Genomic DNA, 18,277 nt, shown 5'->3' with positions numbered 1-18,277 from the left:
ACGGTCATAGACCGACCGGCAGATCGCCTGCGCCATCGACTGGGCGAGTTCGGCCAATCGCGCGCGTTCGACATCGGCAACCAGTTCTTCGGAGATGCGCGATCCGTGCGCCAGCCGCCCGAGCACGTCTTCGCGGAATTTGGCGCTCGACGACCGCGCCTGCTGGGCAAGCCCCTTCACTTCCTGCGCGACGACCGAAAAGCCACGGCCCGCCTCGCCCGAACGCGCCGCCTCGATCGTGGCGTTCAGCGCGAGCAGATTGGTGCGGTTCGCGATTTCCTCGCTCTCGCTGGCATAAAGCTTCACTTCTTCCTGGAGCGAAGACAGCAGTGCGCGGATTCGACGAGGCATGAGACATCCCGGCTTGTTCGCGCATCAGGCTAGGCCGGGATGGTTAACATATTGGTGCGGGGTGGATTCGGTCCCGTTTCCACCGCCGGGGGAGTATCAGGCCTGGCGGATATAATCGCGCATCGCGTCGGCTTCGGCCTCGATCCGCTCGATCCGGTATTTCACCAGATCGCCGATCGACACGAGCCCGGTCAGTCGCCCGCCCTCGACCACGGGAAGATGGCGGATGCGACGCTTGGTCATCATCGACAGTGCCGACAGCGCTTCTTCGGTCGGCTCCACCGTGACCGCGGGCGAGGTCATCAGTTCGGCCACCGGCCGGTCGAGCGCGGCATGCCCCTCCTTGCCGAGGCAATAGATTACATCGCGTTCGGAAAAGATGCCGGCGACGCGCTCTCCGTCGAGCACCGGCACCGCGCCGATCCGCCGCTCCGCGAGCAGCGCCACGGCATCGGCGACGCGCGTGTCGCCGGTGATCGAAATGACATCATGTCCCTTGTCGCCCAGGATTGCCGCAATCGTCATCGGCTCTCTCCTCAGTTCTGGCTTAGGCGGTTGAGGATTCCACGTTTGCACGCCAATTGAAAGCCGTGACCGAACAGCGCCGCGATCTCGACGACCCGGATTACGCCGCCTTCGCCTGGGCGCGCTACCGGCGCGTGCTCAAATGGATGGCGGTTTTCTCGCTCGCGGTGGCGGTGCTTTCGGTGCTGGCGCTGTGGTGGTGGCTCGACACGATGGCGTTCCACCTTGCGGTCGCGACCGGGCTGGGCGTCGGTCTGTCGATCCTTCTCGCCGCCGCGCTGACGGGCCTGATGTTCCTGAGCTCGGGCAGCGGCCATGACGAAGCGGTCGACCGGTTCAACAAGGACCGCGAACCGGAGTAGCGGCAATCCGGAAATAAGGCTTCGTGTCCCATGCCGGTCAGACACTCGTTCAAAGTGTCTCGCGCCTTCGACTCAGTGGCCGAGGTCTACCCTGGTCCCCTGAACCTCCATGGCCTGGAGGACATTGCGCGCGGTGCGACCGGCATCGGTTTGCTTCGCCGAACGCCACAGCGCCTCGACCGCCTGCTCGTCAAACACCCGTCCGCCGGCGATGACGACCTGCGGGTGCCGCAACGATTCGATCCGATCCAGGGGGTCGCCTTTGACCAGCAAAAGATCGGCCCGCTGGCCGGGTTCGATTTGGCCGAATTCTTGCCGCTGCCCCACCACACGCGCCGCGTTGGTGGTCGCAGCTTGCAGCACCTGCGCAGGTGTGAGCCCCGCGGCCAATAAAAGGTCGAACTCGTCGTGGAGTGAAATTCCCGGAATGTTGGTGGCGATACCCGCGTCGGAACCGGCGACGATGCGTACTCCTTCATCGGCGAGCATGCGCGTGAATTCCAGATAGAATGCGAGGTCGTCTCCGGCACGCGAAGCATCTTCGTTTGTCCAGCGCTCGGATTGCTCCGTTTCCATCGAGCGGACGAAGGGATTGAGCATTTCAGCGCCCTGCCTCCGAAGATGTGCGCCACGCGTTTCGGCAATCCGCATCAAGTTGGCGAAGGCGACGAGGGTCGGGTCCACGGCGACGTTTGCAGCTGCGATCCGGCGAGCAAGTGCCCGGCCGCGTGTCGCGTCATGCCGGTTCCGAAGCCCGTGCCAGACGATCGATTCGACGTGTTCGATCGATTCGAATCCATCATCGAGGATTTCGTCAAATGCGATGTCGAAAGGGAGCTGTTCGGGCATTCCCTCAATTCGCCGACCTTCGGGCGTATGGCCGGTGATCGGCATATTCAGCGCCCGCGCCTCGGCAAGGATTGCCTCATAGGCCGCGCGGTTGAGATTCGAGTAGACCTTGATCCGCCGATACCCCTGCTCGAACTGCCCGCGAACAGCCGCTTTTGCCTCTTCGGCGGTTTCGACGATCTGATGATTGAGCTGGGCGTTGGGCCCCCGACTGTTGAGGATCGGGCCGGTCGTCAGAATCCGCGGTCCCGCCAACTGGCCGTCCGCGATCCGGTCCCGCATCTCGAGAAGGTACGGCATGCCCGACATGTTGCGCACCGTCGTCACACCCGATGCGAGATAGGCGCCGAGCTCCGCCTCATCCCAGAGGTGAACGTGCATATCGGTGAGGCCCGGCAGGAGCGTTCGGCCGTTGCCTTCCAGAATCTCCGTGCCGGCATCGGCCGCCAGTTGGTCGGTCGGTGCTACCGCGACGATCCTCCCGTCGCGAACCAGCACCGAATGATCGTCGCGGATGCGCGGCTCGTCGGCGGCGAAGTCGACCAGGCGGACATTGCGGATGAGCAGTTCGGGTGAAGAGCCCTGGTCTTCGGCCGCGGCGGGGCAGGTCATCACACACAAGGCCACCAGGCAGAGAGCCAGGTAGCGACAGGCCAGCCCACCGAATGAAGGCTTAGACATCACCATGGGAGAGCAGGCTATCGGCCTTCGCTGACGCTGGCAATCGAGGCTGTAGGGCGATCAGCACGCGCGAGCGAGGCGATGCGTTCGCACGTGGCATCATCCAACGTGGCACGATCCAATGGCCTCGGCAGCGCTTCGACAGGAATAGTGGCGACAGGCCCGAAATGCCGAGGGGGGCTACCGGCAGCGCTCAAGCCATTGCGAATTTCGATGGTTGTCGGCGCCTCTTCGAATCGCCGTCACGCGCGGGCCAGATTGTTCAAAATCTCCGCAACGATTGCTTCGGGGCGGTCTTCCTGCACCAGATGGCCCGCCTCGGGGATGGGAGTGCAGTCGCGGTCGGAAAGCACCGCTGCGAGCCTTTGCCCCGTCTCATAGGGTATCCAGTCGTCATTGCGCCCCCACAGCACCGAAACCGGGCAGTCGATTCGGTCGTAACGCTGCTCGACCTCGTCGGTGAATGCCTGATCCATCTGAGCGATCTGGCGGTAGAAGGCGGGCTGGCCGACAGGGCCGGTCCAGGGCGTGCTGTAGAGGTCCAGCGCTTCCTCTGTGAGCGGGTGGCGCGCCGCGGTCTGCAGATAGGCGCGCAGAATCGCGCGGTGCATATAGTCTGGCATCTCGGCAAAGGCCGCTTCGTGCTTCCGGACATGCTGGACCAGCGGCGTCCCCCAGGGTCGCATGGCCACCGCATCGACAATCGTCAGCGTCCGGTAGCGCAGCGCATCCAGATAATAGGCGCGCAGTACCGTGGCGCCGCCGAAATCATGCGCGACGACGTCCGGCCGGTCGAGCCCCCATTCCCGGAACAGGGCGGCCAGAGCGCCATTCTGCACGCCGAGCGACACATCCTGCCCTTCGCGCATTTCCGATTGGCCATAGCCGATCAGATCGAAATAATAGACCGTTCGGCAGTCCTGAAGATGCGGCACGATCCGGCGCCACACCTGCGATGAAAAGGGGGTTCCATGCACGGCAACGAGCGGCGGCCCCTGTCCGACCTTGCCCCACCGCACCGCATTTCCATCAATAGAGGACGTATATGGCAGCTTGAGCATGATACATCCTCATATTGTCGTTTAGCTATGTTAGAATGCGTTGATGCCCATGGATAGGTCAAGCCAGATCAAGGCGATGGCGAGCGAGACTCGCCTTGCCGTCCTCCGCTTGCTGGCGGAGCCGCAGAAGCATTTCGCGCATCAGGAATCCGCCGATCCGGTCGAATATGGCGTGTGCATGTCGTTGATCGCACAGGCGCTGGGCATCGCGCAGCCGACCGTCAGCAGGCACCTCGACATATTGAGGCAGGCCCAATTCATCACCGTGCGCCGACACGCGAAATGGTCTTACTGTGCGCGCAACGAGGATGCGCTCAGAGACTATCTGGCCTGGGTGAACCGCGACCTCGCCTTGTAGCGCTTTTCATGGCGGCAGCCCGAAGCCGGACGTCCGGCAACCCTCGACCCAAATGAAAAGGGCCGGTAGCCGCAGTGGCTGCCGGCCCTTTCATCGGCGATCGCCTTAACGGTCAGCCGACCGAGGATTGCGCCTCGTCGCCGTCATTGGCGACCCGGCGACGGCGGCGCGGCTTGGGCGCCTCCTCCTCGTCGGAACCCAGCGCGGGCGGCAGGCGATCGGCCTCGATCGCGGCGTCGCCGTCATTCTCGGCCTGCTTGTCCTCGACCTTGTCGGCCTTGCGCGGACGACCGCGGCGCTTGGGCTTTTCCTCGCCGGCTTCTTCGGTCTGCTTGCCGGAGGACTGGCCATCCTGGTCGGCGCCATTGCCCTGACGACCGCGACCGCCACGGCGCTCCTTGCGCTCATTGCCGTCATCGGATGCGGCGCGGTTGTTGTCCTGCGCCTCGTTGTCGTCGTCCTGACCGCCATGCTGGTCGTCGCGCTGCTTGCGCTGCTGCTGTTCCTCGGCGCGCTGGCGGCTGTCGTTGAGCACGCGGAAATAGTGATCGGCATATTGCAGGTACATCTCGGTATTCACCCGGTCGCCCTGCATCTGCGCGTCACGCGCGAGATTCTTGTATTTCTCCAGCAACTGCGCGGCATTACCGCGGTTACGGCTGTCGATACGGTTGTTGCTGTCGGGGCGTCCGCCCCCACCTTGCGGGCGCTGCCCGCCGCGGCCGCGACGGCGGCCGGCCTGACGATTGGTCATCAAGGTTTCAGTGTCCTGTCTTTAACAATCTGTCCGTCGATCCGCTCGATCCCGGATAGGAGTCACACCTGCGAAGCTGACCGGCATGCCGGCAAGGCCCGCGTGCCACGGCCGCCGGACTGCAGCGGCTCACATGACGTTGGATTGGGCCAGCGCCCCGAAATCAACACGTTGGTCGAATTTGGCTGCCCCGCAACACGCTTTAGCGGGTTCGGGCGCGTTCTCCAAGGACTAATATGGAAATGCGCAGGCGGCACATCAAGTGACGATCAGCGCGCGCGGCCTGCCGCCAAGGTCACGGCGGCACGCGACATTCAGTCCTTCGCCCTCGATCAGCGCGGTCACCGCCTGTTGCTGCGTATGTCCGATTTCGAGAATGGCCACGCCCCCCGGCGCCATCAGCCGCTGAAGCTGCGGCGCGATGCGGCGGTAATCGGCAAGGCCGTCCTCACCCGCGAACAGCGCCTCGGCGGGTTCGTGTTCCGCCACGTCGCGCGGCAGCTCCGCCGCCGCCTCGATATAGGGCGGGTTGGCGAGGATCAGGTCGAAGCGCGCATCGATCGCCTCGGCCCAGTCGCCCGCGACCATCTCCGCCCTGCCCGGCGCGATCCGCTCTGCATTACGGCGGGCGAAGTCCAGCGCGCGCGGTGACGCATCGACGCCGACGCCGCGCGCCTGCGGCCACTGGTCGAGCGCGGCGAGCAGCAGCGTCCCCGGACCGGTGCCGAGATCTAGGATCGTCGCCGGCGCGCGCGCACCGAAATGGTCGACCGCCGCCTCGATCAGCGTCTCGCTGTCGGCGCGCGGGACCAGCACGCCCGGTCCGACCTCGATCGTGACGGTCCAGAAATCGCGCTCGCCCAGAATATAGGCGACCGGCTCGTGCGCCAGCCGCCGTTCGATCAGCGCGGCGAATGCTTGCGGCGTCTCGCGGTCGAGCCCGCCGAGCAGCACCGCATCGCGGCTACTCCCCATCGCATGCGCCATCAGCAGTTCGACATCGAGCCGCGGTGTATCGGAAATGGCTGAGAGGCGCGCGGCGGCTTCGGCCAGCGCGGCGCGAACCGTCTCTCCGGAGCCGGCTTTCTCAATCGTCATGCGGAAACAGGTTCGGCATGACGGGAAGATCGAACCTTATGCGGCATCTTCCAGACTGGCGAGGCGTTCGGCCTCGTCCTCAGAAATCAGCGCACCGATCAGCTCGTCCATCTGGCCTTCGAGGATTTCGGGCAGACGGTGGAGCGTCAGGTTGATGCGGTGGTCGGTCACGCGCCCTTGCGGGAAGTTATAGGTGCGGATGCGCTCCGACCGGTCGCCCGAACCGACCATCGACTTGCGCGCGCCGGCGCGTTCGGAATGCAGCCGCTCGCGCTCGCGCTCATACAGGCGCGTGCGCAGCACCTTCATCGCCTTTGCCTTGTTCTTGTGCTGCGACTTTTCATCCTGCTGGATGACGACGAGCCCGGTCGGGATGTGCGTGATGCGCACCGCCGAATCGGTGGTGTTGACCGACTGGCCGCCGGGGCCGGACGAACGATAGATATCGATGCGCAGGTCCTTGTCGTCGATCTGGACATCGACCTCCTCGGCCTCGGGCAGCACCGCGACCGTCGCGGCAGAGGTATGGATCCGCCCGCCCGATTCGGTCACCGGCACGCGCTGGACACGGTGGACGCCGCTTTCGAACTTCAGCCGCGCGAAGACGCCCTGGCCCTTCACGCTGGCAACGACTTCCTTGTACCCGCCGGCTTCGGATGGGCTGGCGGAGATCAGCTCGACCTTCCACCCATGGTCATCGGCATAGCGCTGGTACATGCGCAGCAGATCGCCCGCGAACAGCGCCGCCTCGTCGCCGCCCGTGCCCGCGCGGATTTCGAGCATTGCCGGGCGTTCGTCGGCTGCATCCCGCGGCAACAGCGCCAGCGCCAGCGCTCGCTCGGCCGATTCCAGATTGGCACGATTCTCGTCGAGTTCCTCTTCGGCCATCGCGCGCAGTTCGGCATCGCCTTCGCGCGTCATCTCGGCCAGGCTCTTGCCCTCGGCGCGCAGCCGCCGCACCTCGCCCGCCGCCTTCGCCACCGGCTCCAGCTCGGCATATTCCTTCGACACCGCGACGAACCTGTCCGACGGCAATTCGCCCGACGACATCATCGCCTGCAATTCGTCGCGCCGCGCCTCGATCGCGGCGATGCGGTCGGCCGGGATATGGGTCATGCCGCGTTCAGGGCCTTTGCCAGCGCGTCGAACGCCACCGGCTGCTGCTCGCCGGTCGCAAGGTTCTTCACGCCCGCCTCGCCCTTCGCGATCTCGTCGTCGCCAAGGATCACGGCATAGCGCGCGCCGAGCGCATCGGCCTTCGCCATGCGCTTTTTCATATTGCCCTTGAACGCCATGTCAGCGGCGAGTCCCGCGCGGCGCAGTTCGGCAAGGATACCCTGCGCGCGCGTCGCGGCGGCATCGCCGAGCGGCACCACGACCGCATCGACCGATTTGGCCGCGGGCTCGTCGAGCAGCATCGCCAGCCGCTCGATCCCCGCCGCCCAGCCGACGCCGGCGGTGGGATTGCCGCCCAGGCTTTCGATCAGTCCGTCATAGCGCCCGCCCGCGAGCACCGTGCCCTGCGCACCCAGCCGGTCGGTGACGAATTCGAACGCGGTGTGGCGGTAATAGTCGAGCCCGCGCACCAGCCGCGAATTGCGCGTCCACGCGACGCCCGCGGCATCGAGCCCGCCCGTGACGGCGGCGAAGAAGTCGCTCGCCTCGGGCGTGAGGAACTGGTCGATATCGGGCGCGCTGTCGGCGATCGGCCGGTCGCGCGGATCCTTCGAATCGAGAATGCGCAGCGGGTTGCGCTCGAGCCGGTCGAGGCTGTCCTCCGACAGCTCGTCGCGATGCGCGTTGAAATGCTCGACCAGCGCGGCGCGCCACGCCTCGCGCGTTTCGGCATCGCCCAGCGTGTTGAGCTGCAGCGTAACACCGTCGGCGATGCCGAGTTCGTCCAGCAACTGATCGGCAAGCGTCAGCAGCTCGACATCGGCGGCGGGTTCGGCCGCGCCGATGATCTCGGCATCGATCTGGTGGAACTGGCGATAGCGCCCCTTTTGCGGGCGTTCGTAACGAAACACCGGCCCGTGCGTCGCAAGCTTCATCGGTGCGTGCTGCTGCCAGCCATTGGTGATGAAGGCGCGCGCGATGCCGGCGGTGAATTCGGGACGCAGCGTCACCGAATCGCCGCCGCGATCCTCGAACGTGTACATCTCCTTGGAGACGACATCGGTGGTCTCGCCCAGCGAGCGGGCAAAGACGGCGGTTGCCTCGAACACCGGTATCTCGACGCGGTCGAAGCAATAGAGCCGCCGGACGCGGTCAAAACCATCGACGACGCGCGCAAAGCGACGCTCGTCCTCGCCTAGGATGTCCTGCGTTCCGCGGATCCGGTTGGGGGTATCGATACGGGCCATGGAGCCGCGCTATCTAGGGCGAAGATCGACGAAACGCCAGTGCTTCGCGCGAACAGCATCTTGCGCCCGCGTGCGGTCCCCGCTAACTGCTGCGGTCCGCACTGCACGGGCGGGTATAGCACAATGGTAGTGCAGCAGCCTTCCAAGCTGAATATACGGGTTCGATTCCCGTTACCCGCTCCAGCAGTTCCCCAAATCGCCGACCGACCTCAGCCGCGTACCGCCGCTGCGTATAGCGCGATTGCGGCGGCGTTCGACACGTTCAGGCTTTCCACCTTTGGCCCGATCGGCAACTTGGCGAGTTCGTCGCAATGCGCCTCGGTATTGTTGCGCATCCCTTCGCCTTCGGCGCCGAGCACGAGCGCCACGCGCGCATCGCCCAGCGCGTCGGCGAGCAGCCGGTCGGTATGGCCGGTGAGTCCGATCCGCCAGAACGCCGCCTCCGCAATCTCGTCGAGCGCACGGGCCAGATTGACCACCCGGACCCATGGCACGGTCTCCAGCGCGCCGGACGCGGCGCGCGCGATCGTGCCCGATTCGGGCGGCGCGTGGCGGTCCTGCGTGACGATGCCCAGCGCATCGAACGCGGCGGCCGAGCGCAGGATCGCGCCGACATTGTGCGGATCGGTCACCTGGTCGAGCACCACCAGCGGGCGCCGGTCGCCCTGCCCCTGTTCGAGCAGATCGCCCAGCCAGACATCTTCGAGCGGATCGACTTCGGCGACGATTCCCTGATGCGGCGCATCGGAAGGCACCAGCCGCGCGAGATCGGCCGGCTCGGCAAAGGTGATCGGCAGCACCGGCGGCAGATCGAGCGCGCCCAGCGCCTCGCGCGTGCCCCAGATCTTGCGCACCGTGCGTTCCGGATTGGCGAGCGCGGCGGTTACCGCGTGCCGCCCCCAGAAGCGCGGACGGCCGGGCGCCGCCTTGTTCGGGCGATGTCCGCGCCGCGCCATCAGCGGGCGCCTGCGACGATGGCGAGCGATCGGATGGCTGACGGCATGAAATGTCTTTCGCTTGGTCGTTGGGCGGGCGGCGGACGCTATGCGTGCGTTACGGCGCTGGCAAGCGGGGAACAGGCGTTGACAGCGCGGCCCGTCATCGGCATGGAGCGCCCTCGCTGTTTCAGCGGCCCCATGGACAGGTGGCCGAGTGGTTAAAGGCAGCAGACTGTAAATCTGCCCGCGCAAGCGTACGCTGGTTCGAATCCAGCCCTGTCCACCACCCTCCCAAACTCGAATGGCCTGCAGCTACCGCGCCTCCGGCGACGGCATCTGCATTTAACCCTCTGTTACGGTTGTCGTTTTAAGACGCGAGCCTTGGGTTACTGAGTAGATGACATGGCCGCACGCAGGCGCGCGCCGAAGAGCGCGCCGGATCAGCACTGGATCCTATCCTTTGCGCCATGGGCAATGGCCGCGACGGGATTGCTGGTGCCGCTCCTGCTCGTTGCCGGCGCTCCCGACGACACCGATATCGTCTCGCTTTCGCTATGCGCCGTCGCGGTAGTCTCCGCCGCGCTGGGCCTCCACGCACTATTCCGCCGCGACGATCGGCTTGCGCGCGTCTCGCAGCGGCTCGATTCGATGCTGGAGACGCTTTCGATCTCGATACCCGAAGAACAGGCCGGTGCCGTCGATATGCTCGAAGCGCGGATGGATGCGCTGGGCGGCGCGGTCGATTCGGTGCGCCACCGCTTCGCGCGCCGCAACAGCGCAACCGGGCTGCCCACGCGCGAACCCTTGCTGGAGCGCATACGCGACGATCTCTCCCATGCCGCTTCGGGTACGCTCGGCGTGTTCGAATTCGTCGAGTTCGAGCGGCTGTCGGGCTTCGATCCTGACGTGGCCGACCGCACGATCACCGCGCTGGCAAAGCGGATCGGGTCGATGGTCGGCCAAAGCCAGCACCTGTCGCAACTCGACCGGTCGCGGTTCGGCATCTGGTTCGCCGGGCGCGGGCGCGACCAGACCGAATCGGGTATCGAGGCGATCCGCTACGCGCTCGGCGACGCCATCGCCGTCGATGGCCGTGAAATCCTCCCCGAAATCCGCGCAGGTTCAGCCAGCGCCCCCGATGACGGATCGACCGCCGAGGCGCTTCTCGCCGCCGCCATATCCTCGCTCGCCGACGATGGCGGAGACGGCACGGCGGCAGGCTCCACCTCGGTCGGCGCCCGCGTGCGCGAGGCGTTTTCGCTCGAACAGGATTTGCGCCGCGCGGTCGCACAGGGAGAGCTCGAGCTTGATTATCAACCGCTGATCGACGCGGCCGAGCGCCGGATTTGCGGCGCCGAGGCGCTGGTCCGCTGGCGCCATCCGACACGCGGACGCATCTCGCCGGGGTGCTTCATCCCCATCGCCGAACGGATTGGCCTGGCCGAAGAGATCGGCATGTGGGCGCTCAACGCCGCCTGCCGCCAGGCGCGGCAGTGGCGCGGCGCCGGTCTCGACCGGTTCCGCGTGGCGGTGAACCTGTCGGCACGTCAGCTCGATCGCGACGACCTGCCGGCGATGATCCAGCGAACGATGTCGCGGCACGCGCTGGAGCCCGGCATGCTGGAAATAGAACTGACCGAAACCGTCGCTGCGGGCGATGTCGCAAGGGCGGCGCGATTGTTCGATGCGCTGCGCGAACTGGGCATCGCGATCGCGATCGACGATTTCGGCACCGGTTTCGCCAGCCTCAGCTATCTGCGCCAGCTTGCCTTCGACAAGCTCAAGATCGACCGCGAATTCGTCACCGAAGTCGACAAGCGCCCCGCCAGCCAGGCGATCTGCCAGAGCCTGCTCGCACTGGGTCGCGGACTGGGGATTCGCGTGCTGGCCGAAGGCGTGGAGCGCGCCGAGGAATATCTGTGGCTGCGCCAGCAGGGATGCGGCCATTTTCAGGGCTATTATTTCGCCAAGCCGATGGCGCCCGAACAGCTGACCGCGCTGGCGAACGACAACGCATTGGCCGGCCGCATCGCGGTCTCGGCGCCGCAAATTCTTCAGCAACATATACGAACAGGGGTGCAGTAAATGAGCGTACACAGGGGGAGCGGCGTGCGTGCCGCATGGATCGCGATGCTCGCGGGGACCGCGCTTGCGGGCTGCTCGCACGGCGGCAATATCGCCCCGAAAACAGCGGCGCCCAGCGCGCCGGCGATGGTTCAGGCGATCAGCAACGACCTGCAGGTCGGCGATGTCATCGACGCGCTCAACCGCGGCGACGAAAAGACCGCGCGCAAGAAGCTGAAGGCGATGCTCAAGCGCGATCCCGGCGACGCTCGGGCGCAAACGCTGATGCAGTCGATAGAGGGCGACCCGAAAGCGATGCTGGGCGAACAGTCTTTCGCCTACACACTGCGTCCCGGCGACACCTTTCCCGATCTGGCGAAACGCTATCTGGGCGACACCGACAAATTCTATGCGCTCGCGCGCTATAACGGGATCGACACACCCGAGGCGGCGAAAACCGGCACGGCGATCCGCATTCCGGGGACCGAGCCGCAAGCGGCGCCGCGCCCGAAGCGCGTCGATCGCCCCGAGCCGAAACCGGCCCCGGCGCAGCCCAGGCCTGAACCGAAGGCCGAGCCCGCCCCGGCCAAGCCCAGCGCCGATCCCGCGCGCGCCGCCAGATATCGCTCGGCCGGTTTGGCGGCACTCAGCCAGGGCAAGGTCGATCGGGCAGTCGCGCTCCTGACCCGCGCCGCCGCGCTGGATCCCGGCAATGCACTCATCAAGCGCGATCTCGCCCGGGCGCAGCGCGTCCGTCGAGCGGTCCGCGCCCGACAATAGGCCGGCGGGAAGATTCCTTTAATTCCCGCCTGATACACATCCGTTCCGAAGCTGAGACGAAGGAACGGATATGCAATCGGTCGGCCGCTACCAGATCAAGGCTGCGCTCGGGGAAGGTGCGATGGCGGATGTCTATCGTGCGCATGATCCGGGCGTCGGCCGCGACGTGGCGATCAAGATCCTCAAGCCCGAATATCGCGCCAATGCCGATATCGTCGGCCGTTTCCTGCGCGAATCGCGCGCCGCCGGAATGCTGTCGCACGCCAATATCGCGACGATCTACGATGTCGGAGAGGCGGACGGCTTTCCCTATATCGCGATGGAATTCGTCGATGGCCGGCCGCTCGACGAAATCATCGCCGAACAGGGCCGAATGCCTGTCGAGCGCGCGCTCGACATTGCGCGACAGCTTGCCGATGCGCTGGCCTATGCCCATCGCCAGGGCATCGTCCACCGCGACATAAAGCCGTCGAACATCCTGATGTGCGAAGGCGGACGGACCGCCAAGCTGCTCGATTTCGGCATCGCGCGGATCGCCGACGGCGATGACATGCACGACGCCGACCAGGCCTGCCGCACGCAGGTCGGACAGGTCGTCGGCACGCCGCGCTATATGAGCCCCGAACAGGCGCTTGGCCTGCCGGTCGATCAGCGCTCCGACCTGTTTTCGCTAGGCGTGGTGCTGTACGAACTGCTGACCGGCAAGACCGCGTTCGATGCAACCGGCGTCGGGACGCTCGCCATCCAGATCGCGCAGCAACAGCCCGCGCCGATCGAGCGCACCGTTCGCGACTGTCCAAAGGGCGTGCGCTACATCGTCGACAAGCTGCTCGCGAAGAAGCCCGAGGAACGCTACGCCGACGGCGATGCGCTGGGCGACGCGATCGGCCGCGAGATCGAGGCACTGACCGGCGAGGATGGCGAGCGCCGCCGCGGCCTCGCGCTCCGTTTCAAGCTGCCGCTCATCCTCTGCGCGACGACCGCGATCGCCCTCGCCTTCTGCGTCGTTGCCGTGCTCAACCGCCAGACGCGAACGATGGAGAATATGGCGCTTGCCTCTGGTTCCTCGATCACCGCGTTCGTGACCAGCAACGCCGCGCTCTATGCAGCGGAAAACGCAGGGCTACCGCCCGAACAGCAAGACTGGATGCCGTTGCAGGCCTTTGTCGCGAGCGCAGCCGGCGATGCCAATGTGCGGCGGATCGTGGTGGTCGATGATCGCGGCATCGTTCGCGCCGCCGGCGACAAGTCGCTGATCGGAAACCCCTATCGGCAACCGGCCGGCGAGCCGCATGTCGATTTCAAGGGCAAGGCCAACATCACCGAAAGCACAGGCTCGCGCGGCGACGGGTATCGTTTCGTCGAACCGATCGAATATGCCGGCGCCAATTTCGGCAAGGTCGATCTGGTCATCGGGCGTCAGGCGCTGGACAGCGCCATCGCCAGCGCACGCAACCTGCTGATCGGCCTGTCGATCATCGTCATGGGGGTGGTGTTCGCGATCGGATATATGAGCGCGCGCATCATCGCGCGGCCGATCCGTCGCCTGCGCCGCGCGCTTGACGACGCGGCGAAGGGCCGGCTGGGCTTTCGCATTTCGCACCGCCGCCGCGACGAGCTCGGCCAGCTCTTCGACAGCTTCAACCACATGGCCGCGACGCTGGAGCCGCAACTGGTCGCGCCGGCCGAAGATCCGGCGGCGCTCGCCCGCACGCGCGTCGACAATCCCGTTCACAAGCAGCTCGACCGCATCCGGTCGCAGCACGCCGCGTAGGAGCTTCGGCGATGTACGTATTCCGCCTTTTCGATCAGGCAGACCCGCTGCATCCGCTCGATGCCCGGATGATCCGCGAAGGGTTGCTCCGCGTCGGCCGCGACCCCGGCTCGGACTGGGTGCTGGTCGACCCCGAATGCGAATTGTCGCGCGCGCACTGCGAGTTCGAGGCGAACGACGATGCGCTGACGATATGCAGCCTGGGCGCCAACGGCGTCTTCGACGACGCGACCGACACCCGCCTTCCCGAGCATGAGCGCGTCACGCTGTCGCTGCCCCAGACGCTCAGGCTCGGCAAATACCGCCTGGTCGCCGAACGCGCCGCCGACACCGAACTCGACGAGGCGAGCGCCAACAGCACGATGGTCTTCCAGCCGCCGCTCGGCGATTCGATCGAGGTACCGGCCGATTGGGCCGACGGCGCCGCAACGCTGTCGTCGCAACCGATGGAAGAGGGGTCGCTGCTCGAGGCGTTCTGCGAGGGCGCGGGTCTCGACGCATCGGTATTCTCGACCGAGGAGCCGACCGAGATCATGCGTCGTGCAGGCGCCGTATATCGCCAGATGGTGCTCGGCGTCGGCGACCTGATGGCCGAACGCGACCGCGCCCGCGCGCAGTTCCGCCTGGCGCGCACGACGATCGGCGGCGACGGCAACAACCCGTTCAAATGGGCGCCGACGCAGCGGCTCGCGATCGACCTGCTGCTCGCCGGCGAAGCCAGCTTCCTGTCGGGACCGGCCGCGCTCAAGGCATCGTTCCGCGACGTCAAGAAACACCTCGTCGCGACCTTTGGCGGATTCCGCGCATCGCTTCGCGCCGCCGTCGCCCATTTCGACCCAGAGGCCGTCGAACAGGAAGCGAGAAAGAAAAAGGGCGGCCTGCTCAAGAGCCGCGACGCCGCCGCCTGGGAAGAGGCGCGCAAACGCCATGCCGAGCTGGCGCAACAGATCGAACAATGCGAGGATGGTCTGCTCAATCGCGCTTTTGTCGAGGCCTATGGTAAAGCCGCGAACACGGCCGAAACGATAAGCTGATGGGCTTTTGGGGGGCGATTCGGCGACGGGCGGGTGAACCCGCGGCGACGGACGAAATGACAGGACACCGGCAATTCCGTTCGGCTGCGACGACGCATGTCGGGCTGGTGCGCCAGATCAACGAGGATCGGCTGCTCGACTATCCGGACGCCGGCATCTGGGCGGTGGCCGACGGGATGGGCGGGCATCGCGGCGGAGGATCGGCGGCGGCGACCGCGATTCGCGAGCTGGAAACGCTCGCGGCTGCCCCTGCGCGCCTTACCCGCGAACGTGTCCGGGATGCGCTCGACCGCGCCAACAGCGCCATCCGCCAGGCAACGGGCGATGGGGAAATCAGCGGCTGCACGATCGCGGGCGTGTTTGCAGGCGAAGGAAAGGCCCATATTTTCTGGGCTGGAGACAGCCGGGTCTATCGCTGGCGCGGCGGCCGGCTCGATTGCATGACGCACGATCACAGCCTGGTTCAGGAGTGGGTCGATGCCGGCGCGCTGACCGCCGATCAGGCGCGCGGGCATCCGCGGTCGAACGTCATCACGCGCGCGCTGGGCACCGCCGACCAGGTCGAAATCGATTTCCGCAGCGAAGATTGGTGCACCGGCGACCGCTTCCTCGTCTGTTCGGACGGGGTCTGGGGAATGATCGAGGAACCGGCGATAGCGGAAACGCTTTCGCTGCCGCTCGAATCGGTCGCGCCCGCACTGTGCGGCGCGGCGCTCGATGGCGGCGGCAGGGACAATCTTGCGCTGATCGTCATCGACCGGGCCTGACCCGCCGGCAGGGCCGCGCTTCGCTGCTCAGCCGCCCTTGAGTTTTTCCTTCAGCGCCCGCGCGAGCGGACTCGACTGCTCGGCATCGGCGTCCGCTTCTTCATCGCTGACCACGCCGGCTTCGCGCAGCACGCGGTCGGCGTCCGGACTGCGCGGAAACGGATCGAGCGCCAGCGCCAGCGTCTCGGCCGCCGCCTCACCCAGATCGACCGCACCGCCTTCGTAGAAGACCGTGTCGCATTCGTCCTCGTCGAGTTCGAGCTCCTCCTCGGTCTCGCTGCCGGCCGGGACGAAGCGCAGGCGGACATCCTCCTCGATTGCGGCGGGAACGGGCTCGCCGGTGGCGATGCACGCCTGTTCGACCGCACCCGACACATGGCCGTCGGCGAACACCGACCGCCCTTCGCGCCGGACCGAAAACTTCGCCTCCAGCCGGTCGAGCGAGACCAGTCCGAATCGCTGCGCCAGTGCCGCGCGCTCGGCATCGTCTGCCGCGATCCGCACCTCCGAATCGCCAGCGCCGATCTGGTCGAGGCGTTGCGGGCGGCTGAATTCGACCGCATCGGTCATGGCAGATTCCCCGCGAGCAGCGAATCGAGCTCGGTCGCCGCCAGCGCCTCGCGAAGCGCCATCAGCCGCTGCTCGACATGCCCGGCGGGCGCGCTGCCCGGGTCCTCACCGCGATAGAGATTGCGAATCAAGGCGGGCTTCAGGTCGCCCTCCTTCACCCCCTCGCGATAGGCACCCAGCCGACCGCCCAGCATGCCCATCATCCGCCCGACATGCTTGCCGATGACGATATCGCCGAAACCGATCTGGCGGAGCTGCCCGTCCATGTCGTCGATGAAACATTCGGCAAGGCTCGCGCCCGGTGCCGTGCCCTGCGGATCGGCTTCCAGCCGCAGCAACACCATCGAGAGAACCGCCGCGATCATGTCGAACCGGCCGTCGATCGTGTCGGCGACGCCCCCTTCGACATACCAGTGCGGCTGGCGCGCGCGTTCGACCACTGCATTGTACAGCGCGCTCGTTTCGCGCGGCGGCACCCTGCCGAAAAGCCTGTCCAGAAATCCCATCGCCGCTTCCATATATCGTCAGCGGCCTTGTTTGACCGCGCCACCGCGCATATTGAGGCGAACGGCGCGCGATGCAATCCGTGCGCCGGCGTATGTCGTGCTGGGAGAATTTTGAATGTCGGTGCTGTCCAACCGTGTCCTGATCGCCGTTGCGCTGGGATGCGCCGTTGCAACCGGCGGCTGTACCAAGACGCGAATCCATCACGGCTATGTGATCGACACCGATCTTGCCAATTCGATCAAGCCGGGCGTCGATAACCGCAACTCGGTCCTGCGCGTGATGGGCCGGCCGACCTTTGCCAGCCAGTTCAACGACGGCGAATGGTATTATCTCGCGCGCAACGTCAGCTCGTTCGCCTTCAACCGGCCCAAGCCGGTCAGCCAGACGACGATCCGCATCCGCTTCGACCAGAGCGGCACCGTCAGCTCGGTCGACAAGATGGGCATGGAACAGGTCGTCTCGATCAACCCGACCGACAAGAAGACGCCGACGCTGGGTCGCAAGCGCGGTTTCTTCGAACAGCTGTTCGGCAATATCGGCACGGTCACCCCCGGCGGCGTGGGCGGAGCAGGCGGCGGCGGGCAGGGCCAGTAACGCCCGCCTTTCGTTTTCCTGACCGTTACGTTCCCGCAAGGTTCAGTGCGGGCATGCGAAGGTCCTCCTCAGCATCGGAAAAGGCGCGCACGGCGCCGACCGGCAGACCGAGGAGGACCAAGGATGCGAAAGCTGACACTGGCGGCACTGATGGCCGCCGTTTCGATACCAATGACCGCGGTTCCCGCGACCGCTTCGGCGCAGTCGCGCCATCACGGCGAACATGCCCGCGACGGACGCCATCATCGCAACCACGATGCGCGCCAGCGCCACCGCGCGACGCGCCATGAAAGCCGCAGCCGCTCGCATCGCCGGGCAAGGCAGCGCGAACATCGTCGTGAGGCACGGCGCGAATACCGCCATCATCGCCGCGAAGCGCGTCGTGAATATCGTCACCACCGCCGCGAAGCACGCCGCGAATATCGCCACCACCGCGCCGAACGCCGCCATTATGCCCGCAATGCATGGCGGAGCCACCGGTCGCATAACCGGCGCCTCTATCGTCGCGGCCACTGGAACGCGCCGTTCCGCTACCACCATTTCCGCTCCGGCGTGCGGATCGGCCGCGTCTATTATTCGAGCCGCTATTACATCAACGACCCGTGGCGCTATCGCTTGCCGCCGACCGGCCGCTGGCAGCGCTGGGTGCGCCACTATGACGATGTACTGCTGGTCGACGTCCGGCGCGGCATCGTCCTGAGGGTGATCCCGAACTTCTTCTGGTAATCACCGGCAACAAAAAAGACCCGCAGCGATTTCGGTCGCTGCGGGTCTTGCGATAGGCCCCTACCCTTCGGCCGCGCCGGCCGTTACGCGACGGCGCGGCCGGTGCGTATGTGCACCAGTC

The 18,277-nt window shown here is 66.2% G+C and carries 19 protein-coding genes, 2 tRNA genes and 1 pseudogene; 11 read left to right on the top strand and 11 right to left on the bottom strand.

What is annotated here, in order from left to right; genetic code table 11:
- Positions 1-155: 155 nt before the first annotated feature.
- Positions 156-276: pseudogene (locus tag J7S20_RS16355) on the bottom strand (methyl-accepting chemotaxis protein); the annotation flags it as partial.
- 171 nt (positions 277-447) lie between these two features.
- Positions 448-876, bottom strand: coding sequence for a CBS domain-containing protein (locus tag J7S20_RS12580; RefSeq protein ID WP_284054564.1), 429 nt, complete (start codon positions 874-876; stop codon positions 448-450).
- Positions 877-941: 65 nt separating this feature from the next.
- Here J7S20_RS12580 and J7S20_RS12575 point away from each other — a divergent pair, with 65 nt between their 5' ends.
- Entirely contained in the window at positions 942-1,238 is a 297-nt protein-coding gene (locus tag J7S20_RS12575) for a hypothetical protein (RefSeq protein ID WP_284054563.1), read from the top strand.
- Positions 1,239-1,310: 72 nt separating this feature from the next.
- On the opposite strand, the gene J7S20_RS12570 is transcribed toward J7S20_RS12575, so the two are convergent.
- Positions 1,311-2,774, bottom strand: a complete 1,464-nt coding sequence (locus J7S20_RS12570) for an amidohydrolase family protein (RefSeq protein WP_284054562.1) — start codon at positions 2,772-2,774, stop codon at positions 1,311-1,313.
- A gap of 236 nt (positions 2,775-3,010) precedes the next feature.
- Positions 3,011-3,829, bottom strand: a complete 819-nt coding sequence (locus J7S20_RS12565) for an alpha/beta fold hydrolase (protein WP_284054561.1) — start codon at positions 3,827-3,829, stop codon at positions 3,011-3,013.
- 49 nt (positions 3,830-3,878) lie between these two features.
- On the opposite strand from J7S20_RS12565, the gene J7S20_RS12560 reads away from it, so the two are divergent.
- Positions 3,879-4,187 (top strand): ArsR/SmtB family transcription factor, encoded by a 309-nt coding sequence (locus J7S20_RS12560; RefSeq protein ID WP_284054560.1) that lies wholly within the window; start codon positions 3,879-3,881, stop codon positions 4,185-4,187.
- A 112-nt stretch (positions 4,188-4,299) separates the two neighbouring features.
- On the opposite strand, the gene J7S20_RS12555 is transcribed toward J7S20_RS12560, so the two are convergent.
- The 4 genes from J7S20_RS12555 to hisS form a co-directional block, all read right to left on the bottom strand.
- Positions 4,300-4,941 carry a DUF4167 domain-containing protein gene (locus J7S20_RS12555; protein WP_347709237.1) on the bottom strand — a complete coding sequence of 214 codons (642 nt, stop codon included), beginning with the start codon at positions 4,939-4,941 and terminating at the stop codon, positions 4,300-4,302.
- Positions 4,942-5,199: 258 nt separating this feature from the next.
- Positions 5,200-6,039: a peptide chain release factor N(5)-glutamine methyltransferase gene (gene prmC, locus J7S20_RS12550; protein WP_284054558.1), complete on the bottom strand. Its 840-nt coding sequence runs from the start codon at positions 6,037-6,039 to the stop codon at positions 5,200-5,202.
- A gap of 36 nt (positions 6,040-6,075) precedes the next feature.
- Entirely contained in the window at positions 6,076-7,155 is a 1,080-nt protein-coding gene (gene prfA, locus J7S20_RS12545; protein ID WP_284054557.1) for a peptide chain release factor 1, read from the bottom strand.
- Positions 7,152-8,402: a histidine--tRNA ligase gene (gene hisS / locus J7S20_RS12540; protein WP_284054556.1), complete on the bottom strand. Its 1,251-nt coding sequence runs from the start codon at positions 8,400-8,402 to the stop codon at positions 7,152-7,154. Before hisS ends, prfA begins: the two co-directional genes overlap by 4 nt.
- Before the next feature lie 109 nt (positions 8,403-8,511).
- Between hisS and J7S20_RS12535 the strand changes: the two genes are divergently transcribed.
- Positions 8,512-8,585 (top strand) — tRNA-Gly (locus J7S20_RS12535).
- Between the two features lie 26 nt (positions 8,586-8,611).
- On the opposite strand, the gene rlmB is transcribed toward J7S20_RS12535, so the two are convergent.
- Positions 8,612-9,358, bottom strand: a complete 747-nt coding sequence (rlmB, locus tag J7S20_RS12530) for a 23S rRNA (guanosine(2251)-2'-O)-methyltransferase RlmB (RefSeq protein ID WP_284054555.1) — start codon at positions 9,356-9,358, stop codon at positions 8,612-8,614.
- A gap of 182 nt (positions 9,359-9,540) precedes the next feature.
- Between rlmB and J7S20_RS12525 the strand changes: the two genes are divergently transcribed.
- The 6 genes from J7S20_RS12525 (at position 9,541) to J7S20_RS12500 (ending at position 15,759) form a co-directional block, all read left to right on the top strand.
- Positions 9,541-9,626 (top strand) — tRNA-Tyr (locus tag J7S20_RS12525).
- Positions 9,627-9,814: 188 nt separating this feature from the next.
- Positions 9,815-11,425, top strand: a complete 1,611-nt coding sequence (locus J7S20_RS12520; RefSeq protein WP_284054554.1) for a putative bifunctional diguanylate cyclase/phosphodiesterase — start codon at positions 9,815-9,817, stop codon at positions 11,423-11,425.
- Positions 11,426-12,184, top strand: coding sequence for a tetratricopeptide repeat protein (locus J7S20_RS12515; RefSeq protein WP_284054553.1), 759 nt, complete (start codon positions 11,426-11,428; stop codon positions 12,182-12,184). It abuts the gene before it with no gap.
- Positions 12,185-12,254: 70 nt separating this feature from the next.
- Positions 12,255-13,958, top strand: a complete 1,704-nt coding sequence (locus tag J7S20_RS12510; protein WP_284054552.1) for a protein kinase domain-containing protein — start codon at positions 12,255-12,257, stop codon at positions 13,956-13,958.
- 11 nt (positions 13,959-13,969) lie between these two features.
- Positions 13,970-14,992, top strand: a complete 1,023-nt coding sequence (gene tagH / locus J7S20_RS12505) for a type VI secretion system-associated FHA domain protein TagH (RefSeq protein WP_284054551.1) — start codon at positions 13,970-13,972, stop codon at positions 14,990-14,992.
- 56 nt (positions 14,993-15,048) lie between these two features.
- Positions 15,049-15,759, top strand: coding sequence for a PP2C family protein-serine/threonine phosphatase (locus J7S20_RS12500; protein ID WP_284054550.1), 711 nt, complete (start codon positions 15,049-15,051; stop codon positions 15,757-15,759).
- A gap of 27 nt (positions 15,760-15,786) precedes the next feature.
- Here the strand turns inward: J7S20_RS12500 and J7S20_RS12495 are convergent, their stop codons facing one another.
- Both J7S20_RS12495 and J7S20_RS12490 read right to left on the bottom strand, forming a co-directional pair.
- A complete protein-coding gene (locus tag J7S20_RS12495) occupies positions 15,787-16,329 on the bottom strand; it encodes a YceD family protein (protein WP_284054549.1) in 543 nt (180 codons plus the stop codon).
- Positions 16,326-16,835, bottom strand: coding sequence for a ubiquinol-cytochrome C chaperone family protein (locus J7S20_RS12490; RefSeq protein WP_284054548.1), 510 nt, complete (start codon positions 16,833-16,835; stop codon positions 16,326-16,328). The genes J7S20_RS12495 and J7S20_RS12490 overlap by 4 nt, the downstream gene beginning before the upstream one ends.
- Positions 16,836-16,950: 115 nt before the next feature.
- Between J7S20_RS12490 and J7S20_RS12485 the strand changes: the two genes are divergently transcribed.
- Together J7S20_RS12485 and J7S20_RS12480 are read left to right on the top strand one after the other, a co-directional pair.
- The gene (locus tag J7S20_RS12485; RefSeq protein ID WP_284054547.1) at positions 16,951-17,430 is read left to right on the top strand and encodes an outer membrane protein assembly factor BamE; all 480 of its coding nucleotides are present in this window, start codon (positions 16,951-16,953) and stop codon (positions 17,428-17,430) included.
- A gap of 123 nt (positions 17,431-17,553) precedes the next feature.
- Positions 17,554-18,156, top strand: coding sequence for an RcnB family protein (locus tag J7S20_RS12480; RefSeq protein ID WP_284054546.1), 603 nt, complete (start codon positions 17,554-17,556; stop codon positions 18,154-18,156).
- The last annotated feature ends 121 nt before the right edge of the window (positions 18,157-18,277 follow it).

The sequence above is a fragment of the Stakelama marina genome (genome assembly GCF_018122655.1).
Taxonomy (GTDB): domain Bacteria; phylum Pseudomonadota; class Alphaproteobacteria; order Sphingomonadales; family Sphingomonadaceae; genus Sphingomonas; species Sphingomonas marina.
Note: the sequence above shows the minus strand (reverse complement) of the source record. Positions and strands in the feature narration are given on the sequence as shown.

Bases quoted from the DNA above. Each gene is read 5' to 3' on its own strand.
- J7S20_RS12485 (WP_284054547.1), top strand. From the start codon at position 16,951: ATGTCGGTGCTGTCCAACCGTGTCCTGATCGCCGTTGCGCTGGGATGC.
- J7S20_RS12570 (WP_284054562.1), bottom strand. From the start codon at position 2,774: ATGGTGATGTCTAAGCCTTCATTCGGTGGGCTGGCCTGTCGCTACCTG.
- rlmB (WP_284054555.1), bottom strand. From the start codon at position 9,358: ATGGCGCGGCGCGGACATCGCCCGAACAAGGCGGCGCCCGGCCGTCCG.
- J7S20_RS12560 (WP_284054560.1), top strand. From the start codon at position 3,879: ATGGATAGGTCAAGCCAGATCAAGGCGATGGCGAGCGAGACTCGCCTT.
- J7S20_RS12515 (WP_284054553.1), top strand. From the start codon at position 11,426: ATGAGCGTACACAGGGGGAGCGGCGTGCGTGCCGCATGGATCGCGATG.
- J7S20_RS12555 (WP_347709237.1), bottom strand. From the start codon at position 4,941: ATGACCAATCGTCAGGCCGGCCGCCGTCGCGGCCGCGGCGGGCAGCGC.
- J7S20_RS12520 (WP_284054554.1), top strand. From the start codon at position 9,815: ATGGCCGCGACGGGATTGCTGGTGCCGCTCCTGCTCGTTGCCGGCGCT.
- J7S20_RS12480 (WP_284054546.1), top strand. From the start codon at position 17,554: ATGCGAAAGCTGACACTGGCGGCACTGATGGCCGCCGTTTCGATACCA.
- J7S20_RS12580 (WP_284054564.1), bottom strand. From the start codon at position 876: ATGACGATTGCGGCAATCCTGGGCGACAAGGGACATGATGTCATTTCG.
- prmC (WP_284054558.1), bottom strand. From the start codon at position 6,039: ATGACGATTGAGAAAGCCGGCTCCGGAGAGACGGTTCGCGCCGCGCTG.
- J7S20_RS12490 (WP_284054548.1), bottom strand. From the start codon at position 16,835: ATGGGATTTCTGGACAGGCTTTTCGGCAGGGTGCCGCCGCGCGAAACG.
- J7S20_RS12565 (WP_284054561.1), bottom strand. From the start codon at position 3,829: ATGCTCAAGCTGCCATATACGTCCTCTATTGATGGAAATGCGGTGCGG.
- J7S20_RS12500 (WP_284054550.1), top strand. From the start codon at position 15,049: ATGACAGGACACCGGCAATTCCGTTCGGCTGCGACGACGCATGTCGGG.
- J7S20_RS12510 (WP_284054552.1), top strand. From the start codon at position 12,255: ATGCAATCGGTCGGCCGCTACCAGATCAAGGCTGCGCTCGGGGAAGGT.
- tagH (WP_284054551.1), top strand. From the start codon at position 13,970: ATGTACGTATTCCGCCTTTTCGATCAGGCAGACCCGCTGCATCCGCTC.
- prfA (WP_284054557.1), bottom strand. From the start codon at position 7,155: ATGACCCATATCCCGGCCGACCGCATCGCCGCGATCGAGGCGCGGCGC.
- hisS (WP_284054556.1), bottom strand. From the start codon at position 8,402: ATGGCCCGTATCGATACCCCCAACCGGATCCGCGGAACGCAGGACATC.
- J7S20_RS12495 (WP_284054549.1), bottom strand. From the start codon at position 16,329: ATGACCGATGCGGTCGAATTCAGCCGCCCGCAACGCCTCGACCAGATC.